The 21349-nt window shown below is 67.1% G+C and carries 21 protein-coding genes; 13 read left to right on the top strand and 8 right to left on the bottom strand.

The features are described from left to right. Nucleotides 1–199 precede the first annotated feature (199 nt). The 6 genes from F3K02_RS25140 to ntrC all read left to right on the top strand — a co-directional run bounded on the left by F3K02_RS25140 (nt 200) and on the right by ntrC (nt 7131). Complete coding sequence (locus tag F3K02_RS25140; RefSeq protein WP_177139157.1) at nt 200–1108, top strand: EI24 domain-containing protein; 909 nt, start codon at nt 200–202, stop codon at nt 1106–1108. Nucleotides 1109–1116: 8 nt separating this feature from the next. Then, nucleotides 1117–1947, top strand: a complete 831-nt coding sequence (locus F3K02_RS25135; RefSeq protein ID WP_177139155.1) for a competence/damage-inducible protein A — start codon at nt 1117–1119, stop codon at nt 1945–1947. A gap of 264 nt (nt 1948–2211) precedes the next feature. After that, on the top strand, nt 2212–3627 hold the full coding sequence (glnA, locus tag F3K02_RS25130) for a type I glutamate--ammonia ligase (protein WP_177139152.1): 1416 nt from the start codon (nt 2212–2214) through the stop codon (nt 3625–3627). A 227-nt stretch (nt 3628–3854) separates the two neighbouring features. After that, nucleotides 3855–4376 (top strand): hypothetical protein, encoded by a 522-nt coding sequence (locus tag F3K02_RS25125; RefSeq protein WP_177139227.1) that lies wholly within the window; start codon nt 3855–3857, stop codon nt 4374–4376. Nucleotides 4377–4492: 116 nt separating this feature from the next. After that, complete coding sequence (gene glnL, locus F3K02_RS25120; RefSeq protein WP_246309810.1) at nt 4493–5518, top strand: nitrogen regulation protein NR(II); 1026 nt, start codon at nt 4493–4495, stop codon at nt 5516–5518. Between the two features lie 41 nt (nt 5519–5559). Continuing rightward, a complete protein-coding gene (ntrC, locus tag F3K02_RS25115; protein WP_177139150.1) occupies nt 5560–7131 on the top strand; it encodes a nitrogen regulation protein NR(I) in 1572 nt (523 codons plus the stop codon). Here the strand turns inward: ntrC and xth are convergent. Further along, nucleotides 7118–7882, bottom strand: coding sequence for an exodeoxyribonuclease III (gene xth, locus F3K02_RS25110; protein WP_177139149.1), 765 nt, complete (start codon nt 7880–7882; stop codon nt 7118–7120). The two genes, ntrC and xth, sit on opposite strands and share 14 nt — an antisense overlap. Nucleotides 7883–8048: 166 nt before the next feature. On the opposite strand from xth, the gene F3K02_RS25105 reads away from it, so the two are divergent. The 5 genes from F3K02_RS25105 to F3K02_RS25085 are packed head-to-tail and all read left to right on the top strand — an operon-like array spanning nt 8049 to nt 12410. Further along, on the top strand, nt 8049–8696 hold the full coding sequence (locus F3K02_RS25105; protein WP_177139148.1) for a thermostable hemolysin: 648 nt from the start codon (nt 8049–8051) through the stop codon (nt 8694–8696). Beyond that, nucleotides 8693–10141, top strand: a complete 1449-nt coding sequence (locus tag F3K02_RS25100) for an AMP-binding protein (protein ID WP_246309797.1) — start codon at nt 8693–8695, stop codon at nt 10139–10141. Before F3K02_RS25105 ends, F3K02_RS25100 begins: the two co-directional genes overlap by 4 nt. Before the next feature lie 28 nt (nt 10142–10169). Further along, nucleotides 10170–10862 (top strand): iron-containing redox enzyme family protein, encoded by a 693-nt coding sequence (locus F3K02_RS25095; protein ID WP_177139147.1) that lies wholly within the window; start codon nt 10170–10172, stop codon nt 10860–10862. Continuing rightward, a complete protein-coding gene (locus F3K02_RS25090; RefSeq protein WP_177139146.1) occupies nt 10859–11701 on the top strand; it encodes an SDR family oxidoreductase in 843 nt (280 codons plus the stop codon). Before F3K02_RS25095 ends, F3K02_RS25090 begins: the two co-directional genes overlap by 4 nt. A gap of 16 nt (nt 11702–11717) precedes the next feature. Then, nucleotides 11718–12410, top strand: a complete 693-nt coding sequence (locus F3K02_RS25085) for a tetratricopeptide repeat protein (RefSeq protein WP_218179580.1) — start codon at nt 11718–11720, stop codon at nt 12408–12410. Nucleotides 12411–12434: 24 nt separating this feature from the next. Here F3K02_RS25085 and F3K02_RS25080 read toward each other — a convergent pair whose 3' ends face one another. The 3 genes from F3K02_RS25080 to F3K02_RS25070 all read right to left on the bottom strand — a co-directional run bounded on the left by F3K02_RS25080 (nt 12435) and on the right by F3K02_RS25070 (nt 14794). Next, complete coding sequence (locus F3K02_RS25080) at nt 12435–12956, bottom strand: dihydrofolate reductase (protein ID WP_177139145.1); 522 nt, start codon at nt 12954–12956, stop codon at nt 12435–12437. Continuing rightward, nucleotides 12949–13863, bottom strand: a complete 915-nt coding sequence (locus tag F3K02_RS25075; protein WP_177139144.1) for a DMT family transporter — start codon at nt 13861–13863, stop codon at nt 12949–12951. Before F3K02_RS25075 ends, F3K02_RS25080 begins: the two co-directional genes overlap by 8 nt. 85 nt (nt 13864–13948) lie before the next feature. Beyond that, the gene (locus F3K02_RS25070) at nt 13949–14794 is read right to left on the bottom strand and encodes a thymidylate synthase (RefSeq protein WP_177139142.1); all 846 of its coding nucleotides are present in this window, start codon (nt 14792–14794) and stop codon (nt 13949–13951) included. 137 nt (nt 14795–14931) lie between these two features. Here F3K02_RS25070 and F3K02_RS25065 point away from each other — a divergent pair, with 137 nt between their 5' ends. Then, a complete protein-coding gene (locus tag F3K02_RS25065) occupies nt 14932–15552 on the top strand; it encodes a glutathione S-transferase family protein (RefSeq protein WP_177139140.1) in 621 nt (206 codons plus the stop codon). Between the two features lie 12 nt (nt 15553–15564). Here the strand turns inward: F3K02_RS25065 and F3K02_RS25060 are convergent, their stop codons facing one another. Genes F3K02_RS25060 through F3K02_RS25050 form a run of 3 tightly spaced genes read right to left on the bottom strand, consistent with a single transcriptional unit; the run spans nt 15565 to nt 18671 of the window. After that, complete coding sequence (locus F3K02_RS25060) at nt 15565–16725, bottom strand: MFS transporter (protein ID WP_177139138.1); 1161 nt, start codon at nt 16723–16725, stop codon at nt 15565–15567. Between the two features lie 48 nt (nt 16726–16773). Further along, on the bottom strand, nt 16774–18198 hold the full coding sequence (locus F3K02_RS25055) for an FAD-binding oxidoreductase (RefSeq protein WP_177139136.1): 1425 nt from the start codon (nt 18196–18198) through the stop codon (nt 16774–16776). Continuing rightward, nucleotides 18195–18671 carry a DUF2069 domain-containing protein gene (locus tag F3K02_RS25050; RefSeq protein WP_177139134.1) on the bottom strand — a complete coding sequence of 159 codons (477 nt, stop codon included), beginning with the start codon at nt 18669–18671 and terminating at the stop codon, nt 18195–18197. The genes F3K02_RS25055 and F3K02_RS25050 overlap by 4 nt, the downstream gene beginning before the upstream one ends. Before the next feature lie 69 nt (nt 18672–18740). On the opposite strand from F3K02_RS25050, the gene F3K02_RS25045 reads away from it, so the two are divergent. Then, the gene (locus F3K02_RS25045; RefSeq protein WP_177139131.1) at nt 18741–19982 is read left to right on the top strand and encodes a YihY family inner membrane protein; all 1242 of its coding nucleotides are present in this window, start codon (nt 18741–18743) and stop codon (nt 19980–19982) included. 63 nt (nt 19983–20045) lie between these two features. Here the strand turns inward: F3K02_RS25045 and F3K02_RS25040 are convergent, their stop codons facing one another. After that, complete coding sequence (locus tag F3K02_RS25040) at nt 20046–21332, bottom strand: cytochrome P450 (protein WP_177139129.1); 1287 nt, start codon at nt 21330–21332, stop codon at nt 20046–20048. Between the last annotated feature and the right edge of the window lie 17 nt (nt 21333–21349).

Below are 21349 nucleotides of genomic sequence, written 5' to 3'. Positions count from 1 at the left end.
GAGGCGCCATTGAACCGTCGCAGTGCCTGCCAGAAATTGTGCCCGTGGCGGGGGTCCACGTACATCCCCCGGAAGGGTGATTCAGGGCCAGGGAGCAAGAAAGCGCACGGCGGCGCTGTTCATGGGATGGCGGCGTGGATCCATGGATGGCCAGGTCCAGCAAGGGCCTGGCGGGTTGAAAGCCTGTATTCTTGCCGTGATGAAACCCATGCTCGATGCGTTCTGGCGCGCCGCGGTGTACTGCATGCATCCGCGGGTGATCGCCTTGTCGTTTCTGCCGCTGATCCTGATGGTGGCACTGTCGTTTGGCCTGGGGTTTTTTTTCTGGGAATCCGCGGTTGCCTCCGTGACGGCCTGGCTGGAGGCCTCTGAATTTGTTCAGAGCGCCTTGGGCTGGCTGGAGCGCGTGGGTATGGGCGCGTTGCGGGCGGCCTTTGGACCCTTGCTGGTGCTCGTGTTGGCCATACCCGCGATCGTGGTGCTGTGCCTGCTGCTGGTGGCCTTGTTGATGACGCCCGCCATGGTCGACCTGGTGGGTAAGCGCCGCTTTCCCGCCATGGAACGCAAACAGGGCGGCTCGCTGATCGTGAGCGTGTTCTGGTCGCTGGGCTCCACACTGCTGGCGCTTTTCGCGCTGGTGGTGTCGATGCCGCTGTGGCTGTTGCCGCCACTGGTGTTGATCTTGCCGCCGCTGATCTGGGGCTGGCTCACCTACCGGGTGTTTGCCTTTGATGCGCTGGCGGTGCATGCCAGCGCCCCCGAACGCAAGGCGCTGATCCGGGAGCACCGGGGGACCTTGCTGCTGATGGGTATCCTCAGCGGCTATCTGGGCGCCGCCCCCAGTCTGATCTGGGCCTCGGGTGCCATGCTGATCGCCCTGGCCCCGCTGCTGATTCCGGTCGCGATCTGGATCTACACGCTGGTTTTCGCCTTTGCCTCGCTCTGGTTTGCCCATTTCGCCCTGGCGGCGCTGGAGCGCTTGCGCGCTGCGTCGGCGGTCGAGGTGCTTGATGCCCTGCCTCGGGACGGCCTGGAACGGATCGAACCGCTGCCGGATGCGCCTGACTCACCGCCTTTCCTGCCGCCCCCCACCTCATCTGGAAGCTGAACACCGCCATGTCCTCGAGCGAACCCGCTGCGCCATCCTTTGGCCTGATCATCATTGGCGACGAAATCCTCTCGGGCAAGCGGGCCGACAAACACCTGCCCAAGGTGATCGAGCTGTTGCAGGCGCGGGGCCTTTCTCTGACCTGGGCGCGCTGTCTGGGGGATGAGCGATCCCGCATCACCGCGGCCTTGCGCGAAGCTTATGCCTCATCCGATGTGGTTTTTTCCTGTGGCGGTATCGGCGCAACGCCCGACGACCACACGCGCCAGTGCGCGGCCGCGGCGCTGGGGTGCGATCTGGCCCTGCATCCGCAGGCCCGGGCGCTGATTGAGCAGCGCATGCGCGATCTTGCGCAGGAGCGCGGCGAGGTGTACGACCCGGAACGCCCCGATAACGTGCACCGATTCAACATGGGCGTCTTCCCGGTGGGTGCCCGCATTATCGGCAACCCGTACAACCGGATTCCGGGTTTTTCCTGTGATGGTCCGGGCGGGGGCACCGTGCACTTTGTGCCCGGCTTTCCGGTGATGGCCTGGCCCATGATCGAAGCGGTGCTCGACCAGAACTACGCCCATCTGCACCGCGCGGGTCGTTGGCTGGAGCGTTCGGTGGTGGTCATGGGTGCCATGGAAGCCACGCTCACGCCGCTGATGGAGCAGATCGAGCGGCAGCACCCCGTCAAGGTGTTCAGCCTGCCCAGCGTGGACCACCCGGTCTTTGGCCGCCACATCGAACTCGGGGTGAAAGGGGAGCCGGTGGCGGTGTCCACGGCATTCGACGACTTGCTGACCGGTCTGCGCGCCCACGATGCCCAATTGGGCCCCGAGATGGTGCGTTGAAAATTCACACCATTTTGGTGCTTTGTTTGCAGCGCACTTGTTTGGTGCTTTTCGTCGGGGTTCTTGGCGCCCGCTCTAGATCAGGGTGCCGGTGGGCGCTGACAGGCCGTGCGGGCCATGGCGGTTCGGGTCGCCTGCGCCATAATGACCGGCCGCGTGCGAACCAGGTTTGTGGGCCCGCCAGCCAGGGGCGATAAATGGCACAAAAACTGCTTCACACCAGCGTCGTATCTATTTCCACCTACCAAGTAACAGGAGTATTTGATGGCCAAGACCGTCGCAGACGTGATGCAAATGGTGAAAGACAACGAGGTCAAATTTGTTGACTTCCGTTTCACCGACACCCGCGGTGCGCAGCAGCACACCACCGTGCCCGTCTCGCATTTCGACGAGGACAAATTCATTTCGGGCCACGCGTTTGATGGTTCGTCCATCGCTGGCTGGAAGGGCATCGAAGCTTCGGACATGCAGCTGATCCCTGATCCGAACACGGCCAACATCGATCCCTTCTACGAAGAGACCACGCTGATCCTGACCTGCGACGTGCTTGAGCCTGCCGACGGCAAGGCCTACGACCGCGATCCCCGTTCCATCGCCAAGCGCGCCGAGGCTTACCTCAAGTCCACCGGTCTGGGTGACACCGCCTTCTTCGGACCGGAACCCGAGTTCTTCCTGTTCGACGGCGTGCGCTGGAGCACCGCCCCGGGCCACACCTTCTACGAAATCGAAGAGTACGAAGCCCCCTGGAACAAGGGTGCCAAGCTCGAAGGCGGCAACCGCGGCCACCGTCCCACCGTCAAGGGCGGCTACTTCCCCGTGCCCCCGGTCGACAGCACGCAGGACATGCGTGCCGAGATGGCCCTGATCCTCGAATCGCTGGGCATTCCGGTCGAGGTGTTCCACCACGAAGTGGCGGGCGCTGGCCAGAACGAAATCGGAACCCGCTTCAGCACCCTGGTGCAGCGCGCCGACTGGACGATCCTGCAGAAGTACGTGGTGCACAACGTCGCCAACGCCTACGGCAAGACCGCGACCTTCATGCCCAAGCCCTACGCCGGGGATAACGGTTCCGGCATGCACGTGCACCAGTCGGTGTGGAAAGACGGCAAGAACCTGTTCGCTGGCGACGGCTATGCCGGTCTCTCCGAATTCGCGCTGTATTACATCGGCGGCATCATCAAGCACGCCCGTGCCCTGAACGCCATCACCAACCCCGGTACCAACAGCTACCGCCGTCTGGTGCCGCACTTCGAAGCGCCGGTGAAGCTGGCCTACTCGGCCAAGAACCGCTCGGCCTCGATCCGCATCCCTTACGTTGCGAACCCCAAGGGTCGTCGCGTGGAAGCACGCTTCCCCGATCCACTGATGAACCCCTACCTGGGCTTCTCGGCCCTGCTGATGGCCGGTCTGGACGGCGTGGAAAACAAGATCCATCCGGGCGAAGCCGCCACCAAGGATCTCTACCACCTGCCGCCGGAAGAAGACAAGTTGGTGCCGACCGTCTGCCACAGCCTCGACATGGCGCTGGAGTACCTGGACAAGGACCGCGCCTTCCTGACCAAGGGTGGTGTGTTCACCGACTCCATGCTCGACGCCTACATCGAGCTGAAGACGGCCGAAGTCAACCGCGGCCGCATCGAAGTGGCACCGGTCGAATACGACATGTACTACAGCCTGTGATCCTTGTCCCGGCTTGACCGGACGGGTTTTCAGCGGTCCACGGATCATGTGGATGCCAAAAAAAAGGGACGGCCAAAGCCGTCCCTTTTTGCATGGAGTGCGGCAATTTCGCCACCCCGTCACCGCGTATGGGCACTTTCGCGGGCAATCTGGGTCATACTAAAAAGTGCACTGACCAGAGTCCCCGAGACGGAGAAGCCGATTTGTCGACCTTGAATCCCACCCACATGATTCGCGGGCTCGTTGCCTGTCTGGCCGGGCTGTGCCTGGTTCCAGCGCAGGCGCAGGAGCGCATCTACCGCTGTGGCAACGAGTACACCAACAACGCCGAAGTCGCCAAGAGCCGGGGCTGCAAGCCCATGGAAGGGGGCAACATCACCGTCATCCAGGGTCCCGCGCCACAGCGCACGGTCGCACCCAGTGCGCCGCGGTCCAGCAGCGCACCGGCGCGCAACGGCAACACCCGCACCGACTCGGCCGAGCAACGCGCCCGCGACAGTGACGCGCGCGCCATTCTGGAAACCGAACTCCGCCGGGCCGAAGAGCGTCTGGCCGAAGCCAAAAAAGCCTATGCCGATGGCGAGCCGGAGAAACAAGGTATCGAATCGCGCAACTACCAGCGCTATCTGGACCGCGTTGCCGAGCTCAAAGCCGCACTGGCGCGTGCCGAGAGCGACGTGACCAGCATCCGCAATGAGCTCAACCGGCACAGTGGTGCCGGGACACCGGCCGGTAATGCCGCAAAATAGGTGGCTTGAAAAAGCCCACCACACTCCCCCTCTCGACCCGCTTCGAAGCGGCCCCACCTGCAGAGCACGATGCGGTTCGTGCAGCCCCACCCACGAGCCGGTTTCATTCGCTTGACCTGCTGGCCACGCTCGTGGCCGTGGTCGCGGCTGATGGCGCCGTGTTGTACGCGAACACCGCTCTCGAAGATGCGCTGGGCATGTCCCGGCGCAGCATCAACGGTTCGCGCTTGCAGGACTGTTTCACCGAGCCCACGCTGCTGCAGAGCGCCCTGAGTGGCGCCCGGGGCAACGAGTTTGCGGCATTGCGCTACGACACCTGGCTCAAGCGAGCCACCCACGAGCCGTTGCCCGTGCACGTGGTGGTGGCGCAGACCGAGGTGCCGGGCGAAGTCATCGTGGAGCTGTTGCCGCTGGAGCTGCAAACCCGCCAGGAGCGCGAGGAGCGTCTGATCGATCAGGCCCAGGCCAACAAGGAACTGATCCGCAACCTGGCGCACGAGATCAAGAATCCGCTGGGGGGTATCCGGGGCGCTGCGCAGCTGCTGCAGATGGAGCTCGAATCCAAAGAGCTGATCGAATACACCCAGGTCATCATCCACGAGGCCGACCGTCTGCAGTCGCTGGTGGACCGCCTGCTTGCGCCGCACCGCCGGCCACATGTGGTCGGTGACGTGAACATCCACGAAGTCTGCGAGCGCGTGCGTTCACTCATCGTGGCAGAGTTTCCCAGAGGGCTGAAGGTGGTGCGTGACTACGACACCTCCATCCCCGAGTTTCGCGGTGACCGCGAGCAGCTCATCCAGGCGGTGCTCAACATTGCGCACAACGCGGCGCAGGCGCTGGGCGAGCGCATTGCGGCGGGTGATGGACAGATCATTCTGAGGACGCGTGTGGGCCGGCAAGTGACCTTCGGCAAGCAGCGCTATCGGCTGGCACTGGAATTGCATGTCATCGACAACGGGCCTGGCGTTCCAGACTCGATCAAGGACCGCATTTTTTTCCCGCTGGTGTCGGGACGCGATGGTGGTTCGGGTCTCGGACTCACGCTGGCTCAAACTTTTGTCCAGCAGCACCATGGCCTGATCGAGTGTGAGAGCGTGCCGGGTCACACGGATTTCAAATTGCTGATTCCGTTGCCATGAAACCGAAACAACAACGCCTCGCCTGAAGGGAACACGAATACATGAAGCCGATCTGGATAGTGGATGACGATCAATCGATCCGCTTTGTGTTGGAGAAAGCCCTGCTGCGCGAAAACCTGCCGACGCGCAGTTTCACCAACCCGCAGGAAGTGCTCAAGGCGCTGGCCGAAACGCCCGAGAGCGAAGGCCCGCAGATCCTGGTGAGCGACATCCGCATGCCGGGTGGCTCGGGTCTGGATCTGCTGGAGAAGGTCAAGGAAAAACTGCCCGGTCTGCCGGTCATCATCATGACCGCGTTCTCCGATCTGGACAGCGCGGTTTCCGCCTTCCAGGGCGGCGCCTTCGAATACCTGCCCAAGCCCTTCGACCTGCCCAAAGCGGTGGAGCTGATCCGTCGCGCGGTGGAAGAGAGCCAGCGCGAAGAGGTGTCCGAAGAGCGAATGACCGCTGCGCCCGAAATGCTGGGTCAGGCGCCCGCCATGCAGGACGTGTTCCGCGCCATCGGGCGCCTGAGCCAGAGCCAGGTGACGGTGCTGATCACCGGCGAGTCGGGCTCGGGCAAGGAGCTGGTCGCGCGCGCATTGCACAAACATTCGCCGCGTTCGGGGGGGCCCTTTGTCGCGATCAACACCGCTGCAATCCCCAAAGACCTGCTGGAGTCCGAACTCTTCGGCCATGAACGTGGTGCGTTCACCGGTGCACAGACCATGCGCCGCGGCCGCTTTGAGCAGGCCGATGGCGGCACGCTGTTTCTCGACGAAATCGGTGACATGCCGTTTGACCTGCAGACGCGTTTGCTGCGCGTGCTCTCCGACGGCCATTTCTACCGCGTGGGTGGCCACAGCGCGGTGCGTGCCAACGTGCGTGTGATCGCCGCCACGCACCAGAACCTGGAGCAGCGGGTCAAGGAAGGCGTGTTCCGCGAGGACTTGTTCCACCGCCTCAATGTGATCCGCCTGCGCCTGCCCGCGTTGCGCGAGCGGCGTGAAGACGTGCCCATGCTCACGCGCTTCTTCCTGCAGCAAAGTGCCAAGCAGCTGGGCGTGGAACCCAAGCGCATCTCCGAGGCGGCACTCAAACTGCTGGGCACTTTTGACTTCCCGGGCAACGTGCGTCAGCTGGAGAACGTGTGCCATTGGCTGACGGTCATGGCGCCCTCGCAGGTGGTCGACCTCAAGGATCTGCCCCCCGAAGTGCTGGCCATGGCTGGCGCGGCCACGATGGACAGCCCTCAGGCTGCGATCGCTGCAGCGCCCGAACTGGTCGGGTCGGCGTGGACGCCACCGCCGCAGCCGGTACCGTTGCCAGCCGTTGCCATGGTCGCCCCTGCGCCAGCGATGGCGGTAGCCTCGCCCGTGGTGGCGGCGCCCGTGGTGGCGGCGCCCGTTGAGGGGGGCACGACTGCGTGGGAAGCGGGTCTGCAGGCCGAGGCGCAGACCTTGCTGGAAGCGGGGCGCACCGATGTGTGGGATGTGCTCACGCACCGCTTTGAAACCTGCCTGATCCAGACGGCGCTGGCGAACACCCGCGGGCGCCGCATCGAAGCGGCCCAGAAGCTGGGCATCGGGCGCAACACGATCACCCGAAAGATTCAGGAACTCAATCTAGAGTGAGCACCACCGGCGCGTGGTCGCTGGGGCGCTCGTTCTTGCGCGGCAGCTTGTCCACCTCACAGGCGGTGGCGCGGGCCTTCAGCGCTTCGCTGATCAGGATGTGGTCAATCCGCATGCCGCGGTTGCGCCGGAACGCAAAATCGCGGTAGTCCCACCAGCTGTAGTTTTTTTCGGGCTGTGGAAACAGGCGAACCGAGTCCGTCAGACCGAGACCGATCAGCGCCTGCAGGTGGTTGCGTTCTTCGGTCGTGCAGTGGATGGTCTCGCGCAGGCCCACCGGGTCCCACACATCGGCATCGTCGAAGGTGATGTTGTAGTCGCCCATCAACACCAGTTGCGGATGCGCCACCAGCTCGGCGCGCAGCCACTCGCGCAGGGCGTCGAGCCAGCGCATCTTGTAGGCGAACTTGTCGCTGCCGGGTTCCTGGCCGTTGGGGAAATACGCGCCGATCACCCGCACGCCGTCAAACGTGCCACACAACACGCGCGATTGTTCGTCGGCAAACCCGGGGATGTTGCGGACCACGTCCTCGGCGGGTGACTTGCTCAGCAGCGCCACGCCGTTGTAGGTCTTCTGACCGAACCACTGGGCCTGGTAGCCGATGTCGGTGAACGCCTGCAGCGGGAACTTGTCGTCGCTGAGTTTGAGTTCCTGCAAGGCCAGCACGTCCACCGGGTGGGCCGTCAGCCAGTCCAGCACCTGGGGCAGGCGCACGTTGAGGGAGTTGACGTTCCAGGTGGCTAGTTGCATGGGGGCGGGCGGGTGGAGAAGAAGGAGTCGCCATTCTAGGTTTTGCCGCTTCTGGCGGCGGGTCCTTGCCACGGTTAAGGGCCATTTAATGTTGCCCGTCGACCATGCCCCTGAAGTCACCCGGTTCATCTGGAAACCGGGGCTGACACAAGGAGCTTGGATGTTGATGGCCCTGTCCTCTTTTCCGGATGATCGCCTGCCGACCCTGATCGCGCCAGCGCCCGTACCCCGCCTGACCGTGCACACCGTGGACGACCCGCGGCGTGGCGAAGTCGAAGCCTTCATTGGCCGCGTGTACGCACGCCGGTTTGGCGCCCGGGTGACGGGTTTTGCGCCCACGCTGGTGTGCCTGCGCGATCCGCTGAGCCAGCAGATCGTTGCCGCTGCCGGCTACCGGCGGGCGCACCAGGGCACGCTGTTCCTGCAGCGTTACCTCGACGCGCCGATCGGGCAGTTGCTGGCTGCGCACCAGAATGGCGCAGCCGTGGCGCCGGAAGGCATTTTTGAAGTGGGCCACCTGGCCGCTGAGCGGCCGGGTGAAGGCCGTCGCCTGATCTTCCTGATGGCGCACCACCTCGCGGTGGAAGGGGCTTCGTGGGTGGTCAGCACGCTGACCGAAGAACTGCGCCACCTGTTCGTGCGCCTGGGTGTCACACCGCTGGCGCTGGGGCGCGCCGACGCGCAGGCCCTGGGCGATGCGGCTTCCGAGTGGGGCAGCTACTACGAGCACCACCCGGTGGTCCTGGCCGGCCAGGTGCAGCAGGCCTTGCGCCTGCTGGAGCGCCGCCAGCGCAGCGCGGGAGCCGCTTCTTGAACACCGACGCAACCACCATCGCGCTGAACGACGGCCAGCGCGGCATCACGTACGCAGCGATGCACGAGGCCGCGCAAACCTTGGCCGATGTGTTGCGGGCCCAGGGCACACGCGTGCTGGCCACGCTGATGGACAACTCGCCCGCCTGGGTGATCGCCGATCTGGCGGCCGGCCTGGCGGGCGTGGTGCACGTGCCGCTGCCGGTGTTTTTCACGCCAGCGCAGATCGGTCATGCGCTGATGGCCGCGGGGGTGGACAGCCTGCTGACCACCGAAGCCGTGGCCGCTCAGTGGGCGCATGCGCCGCGCCAGGACTGCACCGTGGCCGGTCAGGCCCTGCAATGCCTGCGCCTGCCCGCGCTGCCACAGACCTTTCCGGCCGGTACGGCCAAGATCACCTTCACTTCCGGCACGACCGGCCAGCCCAAAGGGGTCTGCCTGACCGCGCAGGGCATGCGACAGGTGGCCGATGGTCTGGTGCAGGCGCTGGAGCCGCTGGGCATCCGCCGCCACCTGTGTGCGTTGCCGTTTGCCGTGCTGCTGGAAAACATTGCGGGTGTGATGGCGCCCCTGGCGCGCGGTGCCGAAATCATCGTGTTGCCCCTGGGCGATCTGGGTCTCACCGGTTCGTCCAGCTTCGACCCGGCCCGCTTCCACGCGGCCGTGCAACAGCACCAGCCGAACAGCCTGATCCTCTTGCCGCAGATGCTGCGGGCCTGGGTCGGCTGGCTCGCCCGCCAGGGACAACGCGCGCCGGCCTCGCTGCGCATGGTCGCCGTGGGCGGTGCGGCCGTCGGAGCGCCCCTGATCGAGGCCGCGCACCGGCTGGGCATTCCGGCCTATGAGGGCTATGGACTGTCGGAAGGGGCTTCGGTGCAGACGCTGAACCTGCCCGGTGCCGACCGCCCCGGCAGCGCCGGCAAGCCGCTGCCGCACGCCAGCGTGCGGGTCACCCGCGATGGCGAACTGGAAGTGAGCGGCAGCCTGTTTGCGGGCTACCTGGGTGACCCGAAGGCGCCACCGGACTGGTGGCCCACCGGCGATCTCGGGCACATCGACGCCGACGGCTTTGTCCAGGTCCGCGGTCGCCGCAAGAACGTGCTGATCACAGCCTTTGGCCGCAACGTGTCGCCCGAGTGGGTGGAGACCGCATTGCGCGGCGAAAACGCTATCGGCCAGGCCGTGGTACTGGGTGATGGTCAGGCCGCGCTCAGCGCGGTGCTCTGGCCGTCACATCCCGACCTGAGCGACGCTGTGCTGCACGCTGCCGTGCATGTGGCCAACGCCGGTCTGCCCGACTACGCCCGGATCCGCCACTGGGTCCGCGCCGCCGCTGCTTTTTCGGCCGACACCGGCATGGCCACGGCCAACGGCCGGCCCCAGCGCGACGCCATTCTGGCCCGCCATGCCGAAGCGCTCGGCCTGCTGGCCGACGCCGCCCTCTGAACCGATTTCCCCTCTCCGAAAGACCAACATGCCATTTCACGCCGAGTTGCTGAAAGAGACCGAGCAGGCCCGCATGGGGCTGCTGTCCGCACCCATCATCCAGGGCTGCCTGCAGGGTGTGGTGTCCCTGCCGAGCTATGTGGCCTTCCTGACCGAGGCCTACCACCATGTCAAGCACACCGTGCCCCTGCTGCGGGCCTGCAAGGCCGCGCTGCCGGCGCACCACGCCTGGCTCAACGACGCGATGGACGAATACGTCGAAGAAGAACGCGGCCACGAGGAATGGATCCTCGACGACATCCGCGCCTGCGGTGCCGACGCCGAGGCGGTGCGCAACGGTCAGCCAAGCCACGCCACCGAAGTGATGGTGGCCTATGCCTACGACACCATCGCCCGGCGCAATCCGCTGGGCTTCTTCGGCATGGTGCATGTGCTTGAAGGCACCAGCGTGTCGCTGGCCCTGCTGGCGGCCGACAGCATCCAGCAGCCGCTCGGTCTGCCGGATGCGGCCTTCAGCTACCTGCGTTCGCACGGCACGCTGGACCAGGAACACACCGCCCATTTCGCGCTGCTGATGGACCAGATCGAGGACCCGCAGGACCAGCGCGACATCGTGCACGGTGCCCGCGCTTTCTTCCGCCTCTACGGTGACGTCTTCCGCGGCCTGCCGCTGCCCGTGGTCCAGGCGCAGGCCAACAACAAGCAAGAGGCCCTGGCATGAAGGCATCCAGTGCGCGCGTGGTGCTCACGGGCGCCAGCGGTGGCATCGGTCAGCCCGTGGCACAGGCGCTGCTGAAGGCGGGAGCTGCCGTGATGCTGGTCGGCCGATCGGCGGCGGGCCTGGCGGCCCAGGCCAGCGAGCTGTCCCAGCTGACCGGGGTGAAGTCGCCCCGCATCGACTTCCGGGTGGCCGATCTGTCGCGCCCGGAGGACCTGGCGAGCCTGTCGGTTCTGGCATCCGCCTGGGGCTGCAACGTGCTGGTGCACAACGCGGGTCTTGCGTCGTTCGGTCGCCTGCAGTCGCTGGACGCTCGCGACATCCAGGCCGTCGTGCAGACCAACCTGATCGCGCCGATGCTGCTGACGCAGGCGCTGCTGCCGCACCTGCTGGCCCAGCCAACGGCCCAGGTGATCTGCGTCGGTTCGGTGCTCGGACGCCTGGGTCTGCCCGGTTTCAGTGCCTACAGCGCGAGCAAGTTCGGCCTGCGCGGTTTCGCCGAAGCCTTGCGCCGCGAGCTGCAGGAGACGCCGGTGAAGGTGCAGTACCTCGGCCCGCGTAGCACGCGCACCGATTTCAACAACGAGGCGGTGGAGGCCTACAACCAGGCCACCGGCACCGCGATGGACAGCCCGCAGACCGTGGCGGTCGAGTTGCTGGCGCTGCTGGAGAGCGAAGCGGCCGAGCGGTTCGTGGGCTTTCCCGAGTCGCTGGCCGTGCGCCTCAACGGGCTCGCACCCACCTGGCTCGATGCGGGCTTCAAGCGCAACAGCCGCGCATTGCCCGCAGCCGCCACCACCGATCGCCCTCCGGCGATCACTTCGCTGAGCTCCCCCATTTGATGTGAAGGATCTGAAAATGTTTGATACCACCTCCCCAACCCTGTCCATCCAGGTCGGCGCGCTGCGCCGCCGTTTCCTGGGCGCCACGCTGTCGGCCCTGGCCTTGCTGGCGGTGCCCCTGGCGGCCAGCGCCGCCACCGTGGAGGAGTCGGTGCGCGAGCTCCAGCAAGCCTGGGAACAGGTCAACTACAAGACGCCGGCCAAGGAGCGCGAGAAGCGCTTTGAAGCCCTGGCGACCCGGGCGCACCAGGTGAGCGAGAGCTTCGCCGGTCGCGCCGAACCCCTGGTCTGGGAAGGCATCATCCTGAGTTCCTGGGCGGGTGAAAAAGGCGGCCTCGGTGCGCTGCCGCTCGTGAAGCAGGCCAAGGGCCTGTACGAATCGGCGATCCAGATCGACGGTGCCGCGCTCGAGGGTTCGGCCTACAACAGCCTGGGCGTGCTGTATTACAAGGTGCCGGGCTGGCCGCTGGGCTTTGGTGACAAGGCCAAGGCGCGCGAGCTGCTGCAGAAGGCGCTGACGATCAACCCCAAGGGCATCGACCCCAATTACTTCTACGCCGATTTCCTGGTGCAGACCGACGAGCCGCAGAAGGCCGTGCCTTACCTTGAAAAGGCGTTGCAGGCGCCGGGCCGCGCCGGCCGCCAGATCGCCGACGAAGGCCGCCGTGCCGAGGTCAGCGCACTGCTGGCCAAGGTCAAGGGCCAGTGAGGTTCCAGGACCTGTGATCGCAGGTCAGAGGACTGCGGCGCGCTGGTAAGTCACGAAGCTGAAGGGCAGACCGTTCGCGGCCACCTGGTCTTCGCGCCCGACGGCGGTCCACCCGGGGCCGAGTTCGGGGGCCCACGCGTCGCCTTCGAAGTCCTGCGCGATCTCGGTCACGACCACGCTGGTGGCCAGGGGCAGCGCCTGCGCGTAGACCTGTGCGCCACCGATCACCCAAGCGTCGCTGCCGGGTGGACAGTGGTCGCGTGCGGCTTCCAGCGAGTGGGCGACGGCCGCGCCTTCGGCCGTCCAGCCCGTGTCGCGCGTGACCACGATGTTGAGGCGCCCGGGCAGCGGCCGGAACTTCGGCGGCAGCGAATCCCAGGTCTTGCGGCCCATGATCACCGGGCAGCCCAGCGTGGTGCGTTTGAAGTGCGCCATGTCTTCGGGTAGGTGCCAGGGCAGGGCGTTGTCCTTGCCGATCACGCCGTTGGCGGCGCGGGCGTAGATCAGGTGCAAGCGGGCGGGCGTTGGGGCGGTGGTGTCAGGCATCCGTCGATTGTGCCGCGACGGGCCGCCGTCGCAAGGCGCCCGGCGGCAACAGCACGCTGGCGATCGCCAGCATCACGAAGCCCATGGCCAGCCAGTCCTGCCAGTGCGGCACCTCGCCGATGATGAAGGTGGCGCTCAGCGTGCCCACCAGCGGGATCGCCATCACGCTCATGGCGCTGGTGGCGGGCGGCAGGTCGCGCGCCATGCCGAACCAGATCAGCTGCGCGATGCCGTAGTTGATCAGCGCGCCGTAGGCCAGGCTGATCCACATCAGGGGCGTGAAGGTGGCCGGTTGCGGCAGCGGCTCCAGCGACAGCGCCAGTACCCAGACGACAAAGCTCCCCAGCAGCAGCATCCAGACCGTGACCACCAGCGGAGAGAGCGTGAGGTGCGCGCGGCGGAACAGCAGCGTGCCCAGCGCCCACGAGGCGGCGGCGCCCAGCATCCAGGCCACGCCCACCGGGCGACCTGAAAGGCGTTGCAGTTCGTTCCACAGCAGCAGGGCGATGGCGATGCTGACACACAGCACCGCGAGCCGCACGCGCGGCGTGATGCGTTCACCGAAGAAGGCCGCGCCGATCAGCACGGTGAAGATCGGCATGGTGAAGCCCAGGATGGCTGCACGCCCTGAGGCCAGCTCCTGCACGCCGAAGATCGACAGCGTGTGCCAGCCCAGCACGTTGGGCAGGCCGAGCCAGACGATGGCCCACCATTCGCGTCCGGCCGGGCGCATGCGCTCGCCCTGGGCCGCCACGTAGACGAACAGCCAGGCCGCGCCGAGCAGCATGGTGCTGGCGCGGAAATACAGCGGCGAGAGCTGCTGCAGCGAGAGCTTCATCATGGGCCAGTTGACGCCCCACATGAGCGTGAGGGCCAGCAACGCCCAGAGCTGGCGGCGGGAGATCATTCGCCAGCGCCGGGTCGCCCCAAGCCGGCGGGCGACCCTTCGGGGGGCAGCGTCCACACGAGGTGGGCAAGCGTGGGGGCCATCCTCACACCGCGACTGGGGCTTTGATGGCCGGATGGCACTCGTAGCCCTGCACCTCGAAATCTTCGTACTGGTAGTCGAAGATGGAATCGGGTCGGCGCTTGATGTTGAGCGTCGGGTAGGCGAAGGGCTGGCGGCTCAGCTGCAGTTCCACCTGTTCGCGGTGGTTGTCGTAGATGTGGCAGTCGCCGCCGGTCCAGATGAAGTCGCCCACGTCCAGGTCGCACTGCTGTGCCACCATGTGCGTGAGCAGGGCGTAGCTGGCGATGTTGAAGGGCACGCCGAGGAAGATGTCGGCGCTGCGCTGGTAGAGCTGGCAGCTGAGTTTGCCGCGCCCACCGGGTTCGGTGGCGGGGGCCACGTAGAACTGGAAGAACGCGTGACACGGCATGAGCGCCATCTTGTTCAGTTCGGCCACGTTCCAGGCGCTGACGATGATGCGGCGCGAATCGGGGTTGGTTTTCAGGGTCTGGATCACGTCGGCGATCTGGTCGATGTGACCGCCGTCGGGCGTCGGCCAGCTGCGCCACTGCACGCCGTAGACCGGGCCGAGGTCGCCGTCGGCGCGCGCCCATTCGTCCCAGATGGTGCAGCCGCGTTCCTGCAGCCATTTCACGTTGCTGTCACCGCGCAGGAACCACAGCAGCTCGACGATGATGGCCTTGAGGAACACCTTCTTGGTGGTCACCAGCGGGAAGCCTTCGTTGAGGTCGAAGCGCATCTGGTGGCCAAACACGCTTTGGGTGCCCGTGCCGGTGCGGTCGCCTTTGTTCACGCCCTGGGTGAACACGTGGCGCATGAAATCTTCGTATTGCGAGCGCACAGGGCGCTGGGGGCTATGGTCGGTCATGGGACAGTTTCAGAGGCCAACGGGCAGGCGAAACCACGATTGTGCCCGCTCTGGATCACCCCTGCGCCACGGTGGACCGCCACGCGTCTGCGGGCTACGATGCGGCCTCGTCGCATCCGCCAACCGGAGACTCCGCCATGCCTTCACTGACCCTTTACACCAACCCCCAGTCCCGCGGCCGCATCGCGCACTGGATGATGGAAGAACTGGCTGAGCCTTACGAAACCGTCTGGCTCGATTACGGCACCACCATGAAGGCGCCGGACTACCTGGCGGTCAATCCCATGGGCAAGGTGCCGGCGCTGCGCCATGGTGACGCTGTGGTGACCGAGGCTGCGGCCATCTGCGCTTACCTGGGTGACCGGTTCCCGGAAAAAGGCCTGATCCCGCCGCCCGGTTCGCCAGCCCGGGCCGACTACTTTCGCTGGCTGTTCTTCGCTGCCGGGCCGCTGGAGCAGGCCGTGGTGGCGCGCTCGCTCGGCTGGGAAGTGCCCGAGGGCCGCAGCGCCATGGTCGGCTTCGGTTGTTACACCGACACGATGAACGCGCTGGAGCTCGGGCTGTCGAAGGGGCCGTATGTGTGCGGTGAACAGTTCACCGCGGCCGATGTTTACGTCGGGGCCAGCGTGGTGTGGGGCCTGATGTTCGGCACCATCGAGAAGCGGCCGGTGTTCGAGGCCTATGCCGCGCGGATGCAGGCGCGGCCGGCCTGGCAGCGCTCGGCCCAGATCAACGAGGCGCGCCTGAAAGCCGCCTGATACCGCGCCGTTTCAGGTCAGCCGGTCGAGGGCGCGGGTCGCCCACAGCAGGGCGATCAGCAGCAGCATCACCACCGGCATCACCGCGCCGAGCCCGACCCAGGTGGCCAGCAGGCCAAACGCGGCCGGGATGACCGAGCCGCCCGCGTAGGCGGCCATCATCTGCCGACCGATCACGGTGCGCGCCACGTCGGCCGGAAAGCGCCGCGCGGCCTCGTGCATCAGCGAGGGAAACACCGGCGCGCAGCCCAGCCCCATCAACACCAGACCGGCCAGTGACACCAACGCCGGCAGGCCGGGCAGGGCGAACAAGGCAGCGCCCGCCAATGCCAGTGTGGCCCCCAGGCGCACCAGCCGCCGGTTGCCCAGGCGTTCCGAAACCAGGCCCACGCCGAAACGCCCCGCGGTGATGGCGCCGAAATACAGGGAGACCCAGAAGCCCGCCTGCGCAAGGCTGATGCCCCGGTCGTTCACCAGGATGCTGGCGGCCCACAGGCCGGTGCCCATTTCGGCGGCGACGTAGAACAGGAAACACAGCGGCGCCAGCCACAGGGCGCGGCGTGCGACCGGTTTGAAGACCACCGGTGGTTCGCGTGTCGCAGCGGCGTCCGCCGGCTGGGAACGTTCACGCCGCCAGAGTGACAGCGTGGCCCAGAGCAGCGCGGCCAGTGTGAGCTGGGCCAGCCCGAGGGCGAGGATGCCGCGCGTCCAGCCGCCCGGACTGGCCAGCGCCAGACCCATCACGGCCGGACCGGTGGTGGCGCCCACGCCCCAGAAGCCGTGCAACCAGTTCATGTGGCGCGACGAGTAGTGCGCGGCAACGAAGTGGTTCAGGCTGGCATCGACCGCGCCGCCGCCCGCGCCCAGCGGGATGCCCAGCAGCACCAGCCAGGCAAACGAAGGCGCCACCGAAAACCCCACCAGGGCCAGCGCGGTCATCAGGCAACTGGCCGCGACCACCACGCCGGTGCCCACCCGCGCGACGATGCGCCCGGCAAAGCCCGCGCTGAGCGCGGCGCAGACCGTCATGGTGAGGGTCAGCACGCCCAGGGCCGCCAGGGGCTGGCCCATGTCCGCCCGCATCGCGGGCCAGATCACGCCCATGACGGCGTCGGGCAGCCCCAGGCTGACGAACGACACGTAGACGATGGCGAGCAGGAGCAGGTGGGCCAAGCGGCGGATCCCGGTGTGCAAAGAGGCCGGCGTGACCCGGTGCCAGGGTCAGCGCGGCAGCACGCGCCCGGGATTCAGCAGGTTCTGCGGGTCCAGCGCCTGCTTGATGGAGCGCATCAGCGCCAGCGCGACCGGGTCCTTGTAGTGCGGCAGCTTGTCGGCCTTGAGGCTGCCCACGCCGTGTTCGGCGCTGATGGAGCCGTCAAAGCGGGCGACCGCGTCGAACACCAGGGTGTTCACGCGCGCTTCCTGCTCGCGCAGGAAGGCCTTGGGATCGCCGTCGGCGGGCGCCTGCACGTTGTAGTGCAGGTTGCCGTCGCCCAGGTGGCCGAAGTTGACCAGGCGCACGCCGGGGATCTCGCGCTCCAGCAGGGCGTCGGTCTCGGCGCAGAAGGCCGGAATGCGCGAAACCGGGATGCTGATGTCGTGTTTGATGTTCAGGCCTTCTTCGGCCTGCGCCAGCGGGATGCTTTCGCGGATGTGCCAGAGCGCGTGGGCCTGCTGCAGGCTCTCGGCCACCACGGCGTCGCTCACCACGCCGTTCTCGAAAGCGGTTTCGAGCAAGCGCTCGAACTGCGCGCGCGCGTGTTCTTCGGACTCGCTGTCGCTGTTTTCCAGCAAGACACAGTAGGGCGTGTCTTCCCACAGCGGCACGCGCTGCTGCGGGAAGTGTTTGGCCACCAGGCTCAGCGCGAACTGGCCCATGACTTCGAAGCCGGTCAGGCCCGCGCCCAGGTGCTGGTGCGCCAGGCCCAGCAAGGCCACGGCCGATTCCAGGCTGGGCACAGCGGCCCAGGCGGTGAGCTGCGCGGCGGGCAGCGGGTAGAGCTTCATCGTGGCCGCGGTGATGACGCCGAGCGTGCCTTCGCTGCCGACGAAGAGGTCGCGCAGGTCGTAGCCGGTGTTGTCCTTGCGCAGGCCGGTCAGGCCGTGCCACACCTCGCCCTGCGCGGTGACCACTTCCAGGCCCAGGCAGAGATCGCGCGCATTGCCGTAGCGCACCACCTGCGTGCCGCCGGCGTTGGTGGCCAGGTTGCCGCCGATGGTGCAGCTGCCTTCGGCCGCGAGCGAGAGCGGGAACAGGAAGCCGGCCTGTTCGGCGGCTTCCTGCAGCGCCTGCAGCACGCAGCCGGCATCGACCGTCATGGTGAGGTTGGCGCCGTCGATGGCGCGCACGCGGTTCATGCGCGTGAGCGACAGCACGACCTGCGTGCCGCTGTCATCGGGCACCGAGCCCACCACCAGACCGGTGTTGCCGCCCTGCGGCACGATCGATGCGCCGGCCGCCGCACAGGCTTTCACCACCTCAGACACTTCGCCGGTGTTGCCAGGGCGCACCACGGCCAGTGCACAGCCGCGGGCGCGCTGGCGCCAGTCGTTTTCCCAGGCGCTGAGGTCGGTGGCCGGGTCGTCGTGCGTGAGCACGTGGGTCGCACCGACGATGGCCCGCAGTTGGTCGAGCAGTGCGTTCATGGGCGGGTTGTGGAGGTGGTGTTGACAGGGTCGGCCGCGGCGCCGGTGGCCGCGGCGTGGCGGGCCTTGTCGGCGGCCACGGCTTCCTGGCCGGCGGCGCGCTGGCGGATGCGCACGTGCAGCGCACAGGCCACGAACAGCAGCACGCACAGCAGCACCTCGATGCCGGCCAGCGCGGCGGACAGCCCGCTGTCGCTGGTGGCGCGCACCGCGCCTTCGGTGAAATAGACCCACACCAGCAGGCTGAGCCAGCGGTAGGTGTACATGCGGTTCTTCAGCAGCCCGGCCAGCGGCAGGGTCAGTGGCAACACCTTGAGCACCAGCCAGGAGCCACCCGGGCGCAGCGGCGCGAGCCAGAGTTCCCAGGCCAGGCACAGCACGATCAGGCCCAGCAGGCTGCCCACGGCGAGCCAGCGGGTGAACGAGACGGCGGGCGAGGTGGGCGACGAAGGGGTGTGCAGGGCGGCGGGCATGGAGGGGGAAAGTTGGCGGGGCGGCGGCACCGGAGGTGCGCCCCAGGGACAATCTGGGATGATACCGGGATGACCCTGAATGAGCGCCTGCGGGCGATGGAAACCTTTCTGCGCGAGCTGTGGGAAGACACGCTGAAATTCCCCTGGCGCAACACCGCCATCACGCTGCGCGAGCGCTTCCGCGAAGACCGCCTGGGCGTCACCGCGTCGAGCCTGACCTTCACCACCACCATCTCGCTGGTGCCGCTGTTTACCGTGGCGCTGGCGATCTTCAGCGCCTTCCCGATGTTCGCCCGCCTGCAGGTCACGCTGCAGGGCTGGCTGGTCAAGAGCCTGATCCCGGACAACATCGCCCGGCAGGTGCTGAGTTCGCTCAACCAGTTCGCCGCCAAGGCCGGCCAGATGGGCTGGGCCGGTGCGCTGGTGCTGCTGGTGACCGCGCTGGCGCTGATCCTCACCATCGACCGCAAGCTCAACGACATCTGGCGCGTGCGCCGGGCGCGCCCGCTGGCGCAGCGCATCCTGGTCTACTGGGCGGTGCTCACGCTGGGGCCCCTGCTGCTCGCGGTCAGCCTCACCGCCACCTCCTACGCCCTGACCGCTTCGCGCGGCATGGTCTCGGTGCTGCCGGGTGGCGTGCGCCTGCTGCTGGACACGGTGCAGTTTGCGATCGTGGTGGTCGGCATGGGCGCGCTCTACCGCTATGTGCCGAACACCCACGTGCGCTGGGGCCATGCGCTCATCGGCGGCCTGTTCGTGGCCAGTGGTCTGGAGCTGGCGAAGGAAGCGCTGGGCTGGTACCTGGCCCAGGTGCCGACCTATTCGGTGGTTTACGGCACCTTCGCCACCGTGCCGATCCTGCTGGTGTGGTTCTACGTCGCCTGGGTGATCATCCTGCTGGGCGCGGTGGTGTCCGCCTACCTGCCCAGCCTGCTGGCGGGCATTGCGCGGCGCGGTGACAGCCCGGGCTGGAGCTTCCAGCTGGCGCTGGAGGTGCTGGAGCAGCTGCACCTGGCGCAGGGCGCGGCGCAGAAAGGCCAGAGCCTGGCCGCGCTGGCCCACACGCTGCGCGTGGAAGCCCTGCAGCTCGAAGAACCGGTGGCTGCCCTCGTGGCACTGGACTGGCTGGGGCGGCTCGACGAAGACGAAGAGCGCTACGTGCTGCTGATCGATCCGGCGTTGACCCCTGTGGCACCGCTGGCCGAGCGCCTGCTGCTCGCGCGCCAGGCCGGCACCAGCCGCTTCTGGGCCGAGAGCCGGCTGGGCGAACTCACCGTGGCCCAGGCGCTGGTCGTGCCGTCTGTTCCTTGAGTTGAGAGCCCGGCCGCTGCGCTTCGTCAGCAGGATCTCCTGCGAGCGTGGGTTGTCCGAGCATCAGCCGAGCTTGAAAGGCGCGTTCAGGAAACCGCGGAAACGCGCCCGTCCGCCGCGCGTGGGTGCTGCGCTCAGCCGGTAGTCCGGGAAGCGCTGCAGGAAGCGGCCGATGGCGATGCGCCCCTCCAGCCGCGCCAGGCTCAGGCCCGCGCACTGGTGGATGCCGAAGCCGAACGCGAGGTGTTTGTTGGTGGCGCGCCGCAGGTCCAGCGTTTCGGGGTCGGGGAACTGCGCCGGATCGCGGTTGGCCGCGCCGATGCACAGCGTGACCAGCGCGCCCGCCGGCAAGTCCACACCGCCGACCTGCGTGGCTTTCAGCGCGCGCCGGTTGCCGAGCTGGTTGGACGATTCGAAGCGCAGGCACTCGTCCACCGCCAGCGTGAGCACTTGTTCCTGCGCGGCGGCATCGCTGGCCGTGGCCTGCAGATCGGCCAATAGCTGCGCGCGCGCCGCCGGGAACTCCTGCAGCAGGATCAGGCCGTTGCCGATGAGGTTGGTGGTGGTCTCGTGGCCGGCGTTGAGCAGGAAGATGCAGTTCTGCAGCAACTCGACCTCGCTGAGCTTTTCGCCATCCACCTCGCCCTGGATCAGTCGCGTGAGCACGTCGTGCTCGGGGTCGCCGGGGTGCCGCCGCCGGTGCGCCACCAGCGTACGCAGGTACACCAGCATCTCGCTCACGCTCTGGTTGCCCAGCGCGTGCTGGGCCGGTGTCACCACCGGTTCGAGCGCGCCCAGGATGGCGAGCGACCAGGCGCGCAGCGGCCCGCGGTCTTGATGCGGCACGCCGAGCAGGTTGCCGATGATCTCCACCGGTATCGCCGAGGCGAAATCCTCGATCAGGTCGCCGCCGCCCTTTGCTTCAAGCTGGTCCAGCAGGCTGTCGACCAGCGCGATCAGACCGGGCTCCATGTCGGCGATGGCGCGGCGGGTGAGGGCGCCCATGATGAGTTTGCGCACGCGGGTGTGCAGCGGCGGGTCGTTGAACACCAGGCTGGTGGTGTGGTGCTCGAACAGCGGCGAATCCGCGCCGTATTTGGGCGCGAACTCCACGTGTTTGTCGGAACTGAAGGTGGCCGCGTCGCGGTACACCGCGACCAGGTCGGCGTAACGGGTGAGGAACACCGAGCCGTCGGGCATCTGGCGCACCGGCTCGCGCTCGCGCAGGGCGGTGTAGACCGGGTAGGGGTTGGCCAGGAAGTCGGCGGGCAGGGCGCGCAGGTCGAAGGCGGTGGCGATCTCGCGCGCCCGCGCCGCGCTCAGGGTTGGGGTGATCTGGTCTTGGAGCATGGTGCGGCCATTGTGGC

This window comes from Hydrogenophaga aromaticivorans, from assembly GCF_013387465.1.
Lineage (GTDB): Bacteria > Pseudomonadota > Gammaproteobacteria > Burkholderiales > Burkholderiaceae_C > Hydrogenophaga > Hydrogenophaga aromaticivorans.
The sequence above is the reverse complement of the archived record's forward strand: the minus strand, read 5'-3'. Positions and strand labels throughout refer to the sequence as shown.

Coding starts and splice junctions, on each gene's coding strand:
- F3K02_RS25140 (WP_177139157.1), top strand. CDS start 200: ATGAAACCCATGCTCGATGCGTTCTGGCGCGCCGCGGTGTACTGCATG.
- F3K02_RS25135 (WP_177139155.1), top strand. CDS start 1,117: ATGTCCTCGAGCGAACCCGCTGCGCCATCCTTTGGCCTGATCATCATT.
- glnA (WP_177139152.1), top strand. CDS start 2,212: ATGGCCAAGACCGTCGCAGACGTGATGCAAATGGTGAAAGACAACGAG.
- F3K02_RS25125 (WP_177139227.1), top strand. CDS start 3,855: ATGATTCGCGGGCTCGTTGCCTGTCTGGCCGGGCTGTGCCTGGTTCCA.
- ntrC (WP_177139150.1), top strand. CDS start 5,560: ATGAAGCCGATCTGGATAGTGGATGACGATCAATCGATCCGCTTTGTG.
- xth (WP_177139149.1), bottom strand. CDS start 7,882: ATGCAACTAGCCACCTGGAACGTCAACTCCCTCAACGTGCGCCTGCCC.
- F3K02_RS25105 (WP_177139148.1), top strand. CDS start 8,049: ATGGCCCTGTCCTCTTTTCCGGATGATCGCCTGCCGACCCTGATCGCG.
- F3K02_RS25095 (WP_177139147.1), top strand. CDS start 10,170: ATGCCATTTCACGCCGAGTTGCTGAAAGAGACCGAGCAGGCCCGCATG.
- F3K02_RS25090 (WP_177139146.1), top strand. CDS start 10,859: ATGAAGGCATCCAGTGCGCGCGTGGTGCTCACGGGCGCCAGCGGTGGC.
- F3K02_RS25085 (WP_218179580.1), top strand. CDS start 11,718: ATGTTTGATACCACCTCCCCAACCCTGTCCATCCAGGTCGGCGCGCTG.
- F3K02_RS25080 (WP_177139145.1), bottom strand. CDS start 12,956: ATGCCTGACACCACCGCCCCAACGCCCGCCCGCTTGCACCTGATCTAC.
- F3K02_RS25075 (WP_177139144.1), bottom strand. CDS start 13,863: ATGATCTCCCGCCGCCAGCTCTGGGCGTTGCTGGCCCTCACGCTCATG.
- F3K02_RS25070 (WP_177139142.1), bottom strand. CDS start 14,794: ATGACCGACCATAGCCCCCAGCGCCCTGTGCGCTCGCAATACGAAGAT.
- F3K02_RS25065 (WP_177139140.1), top strand. CDS start 14,932: ATGCCTTCACTGACCCTTTACACCAACCCCCAGTCCCGCGGCCGCATC.
- F3K02_RS25055 (WP_177139136.1), bottom strand. CDS start 18,198: ATGAACGCACTGCTCGACCAACTGCGGGCCATCGTCGGTGCGACCCAC.
- F3K02_RS25050 (WP_177139134.1), bottom strand. CDS start 18,671: ATGCCCGCCGCCCTGCACACCCCTTCGTCGCCCACCTCGCCCGCCGTC.
- F3K02_RS25045 (WP_177139131.1), top strand. CDS start 18,741: ATGACCCTGAATGAGCGCCTGCGGGCGATGGAAACCTTTCTGCGCGAG.
- F3K02_RS25040 (WP_177139129.1), bottom strand. CDS start 21,332: ATGCTCCAAGACCAGATCACCCCAACCCTGAGCGCGGCGCGGGCGCGC.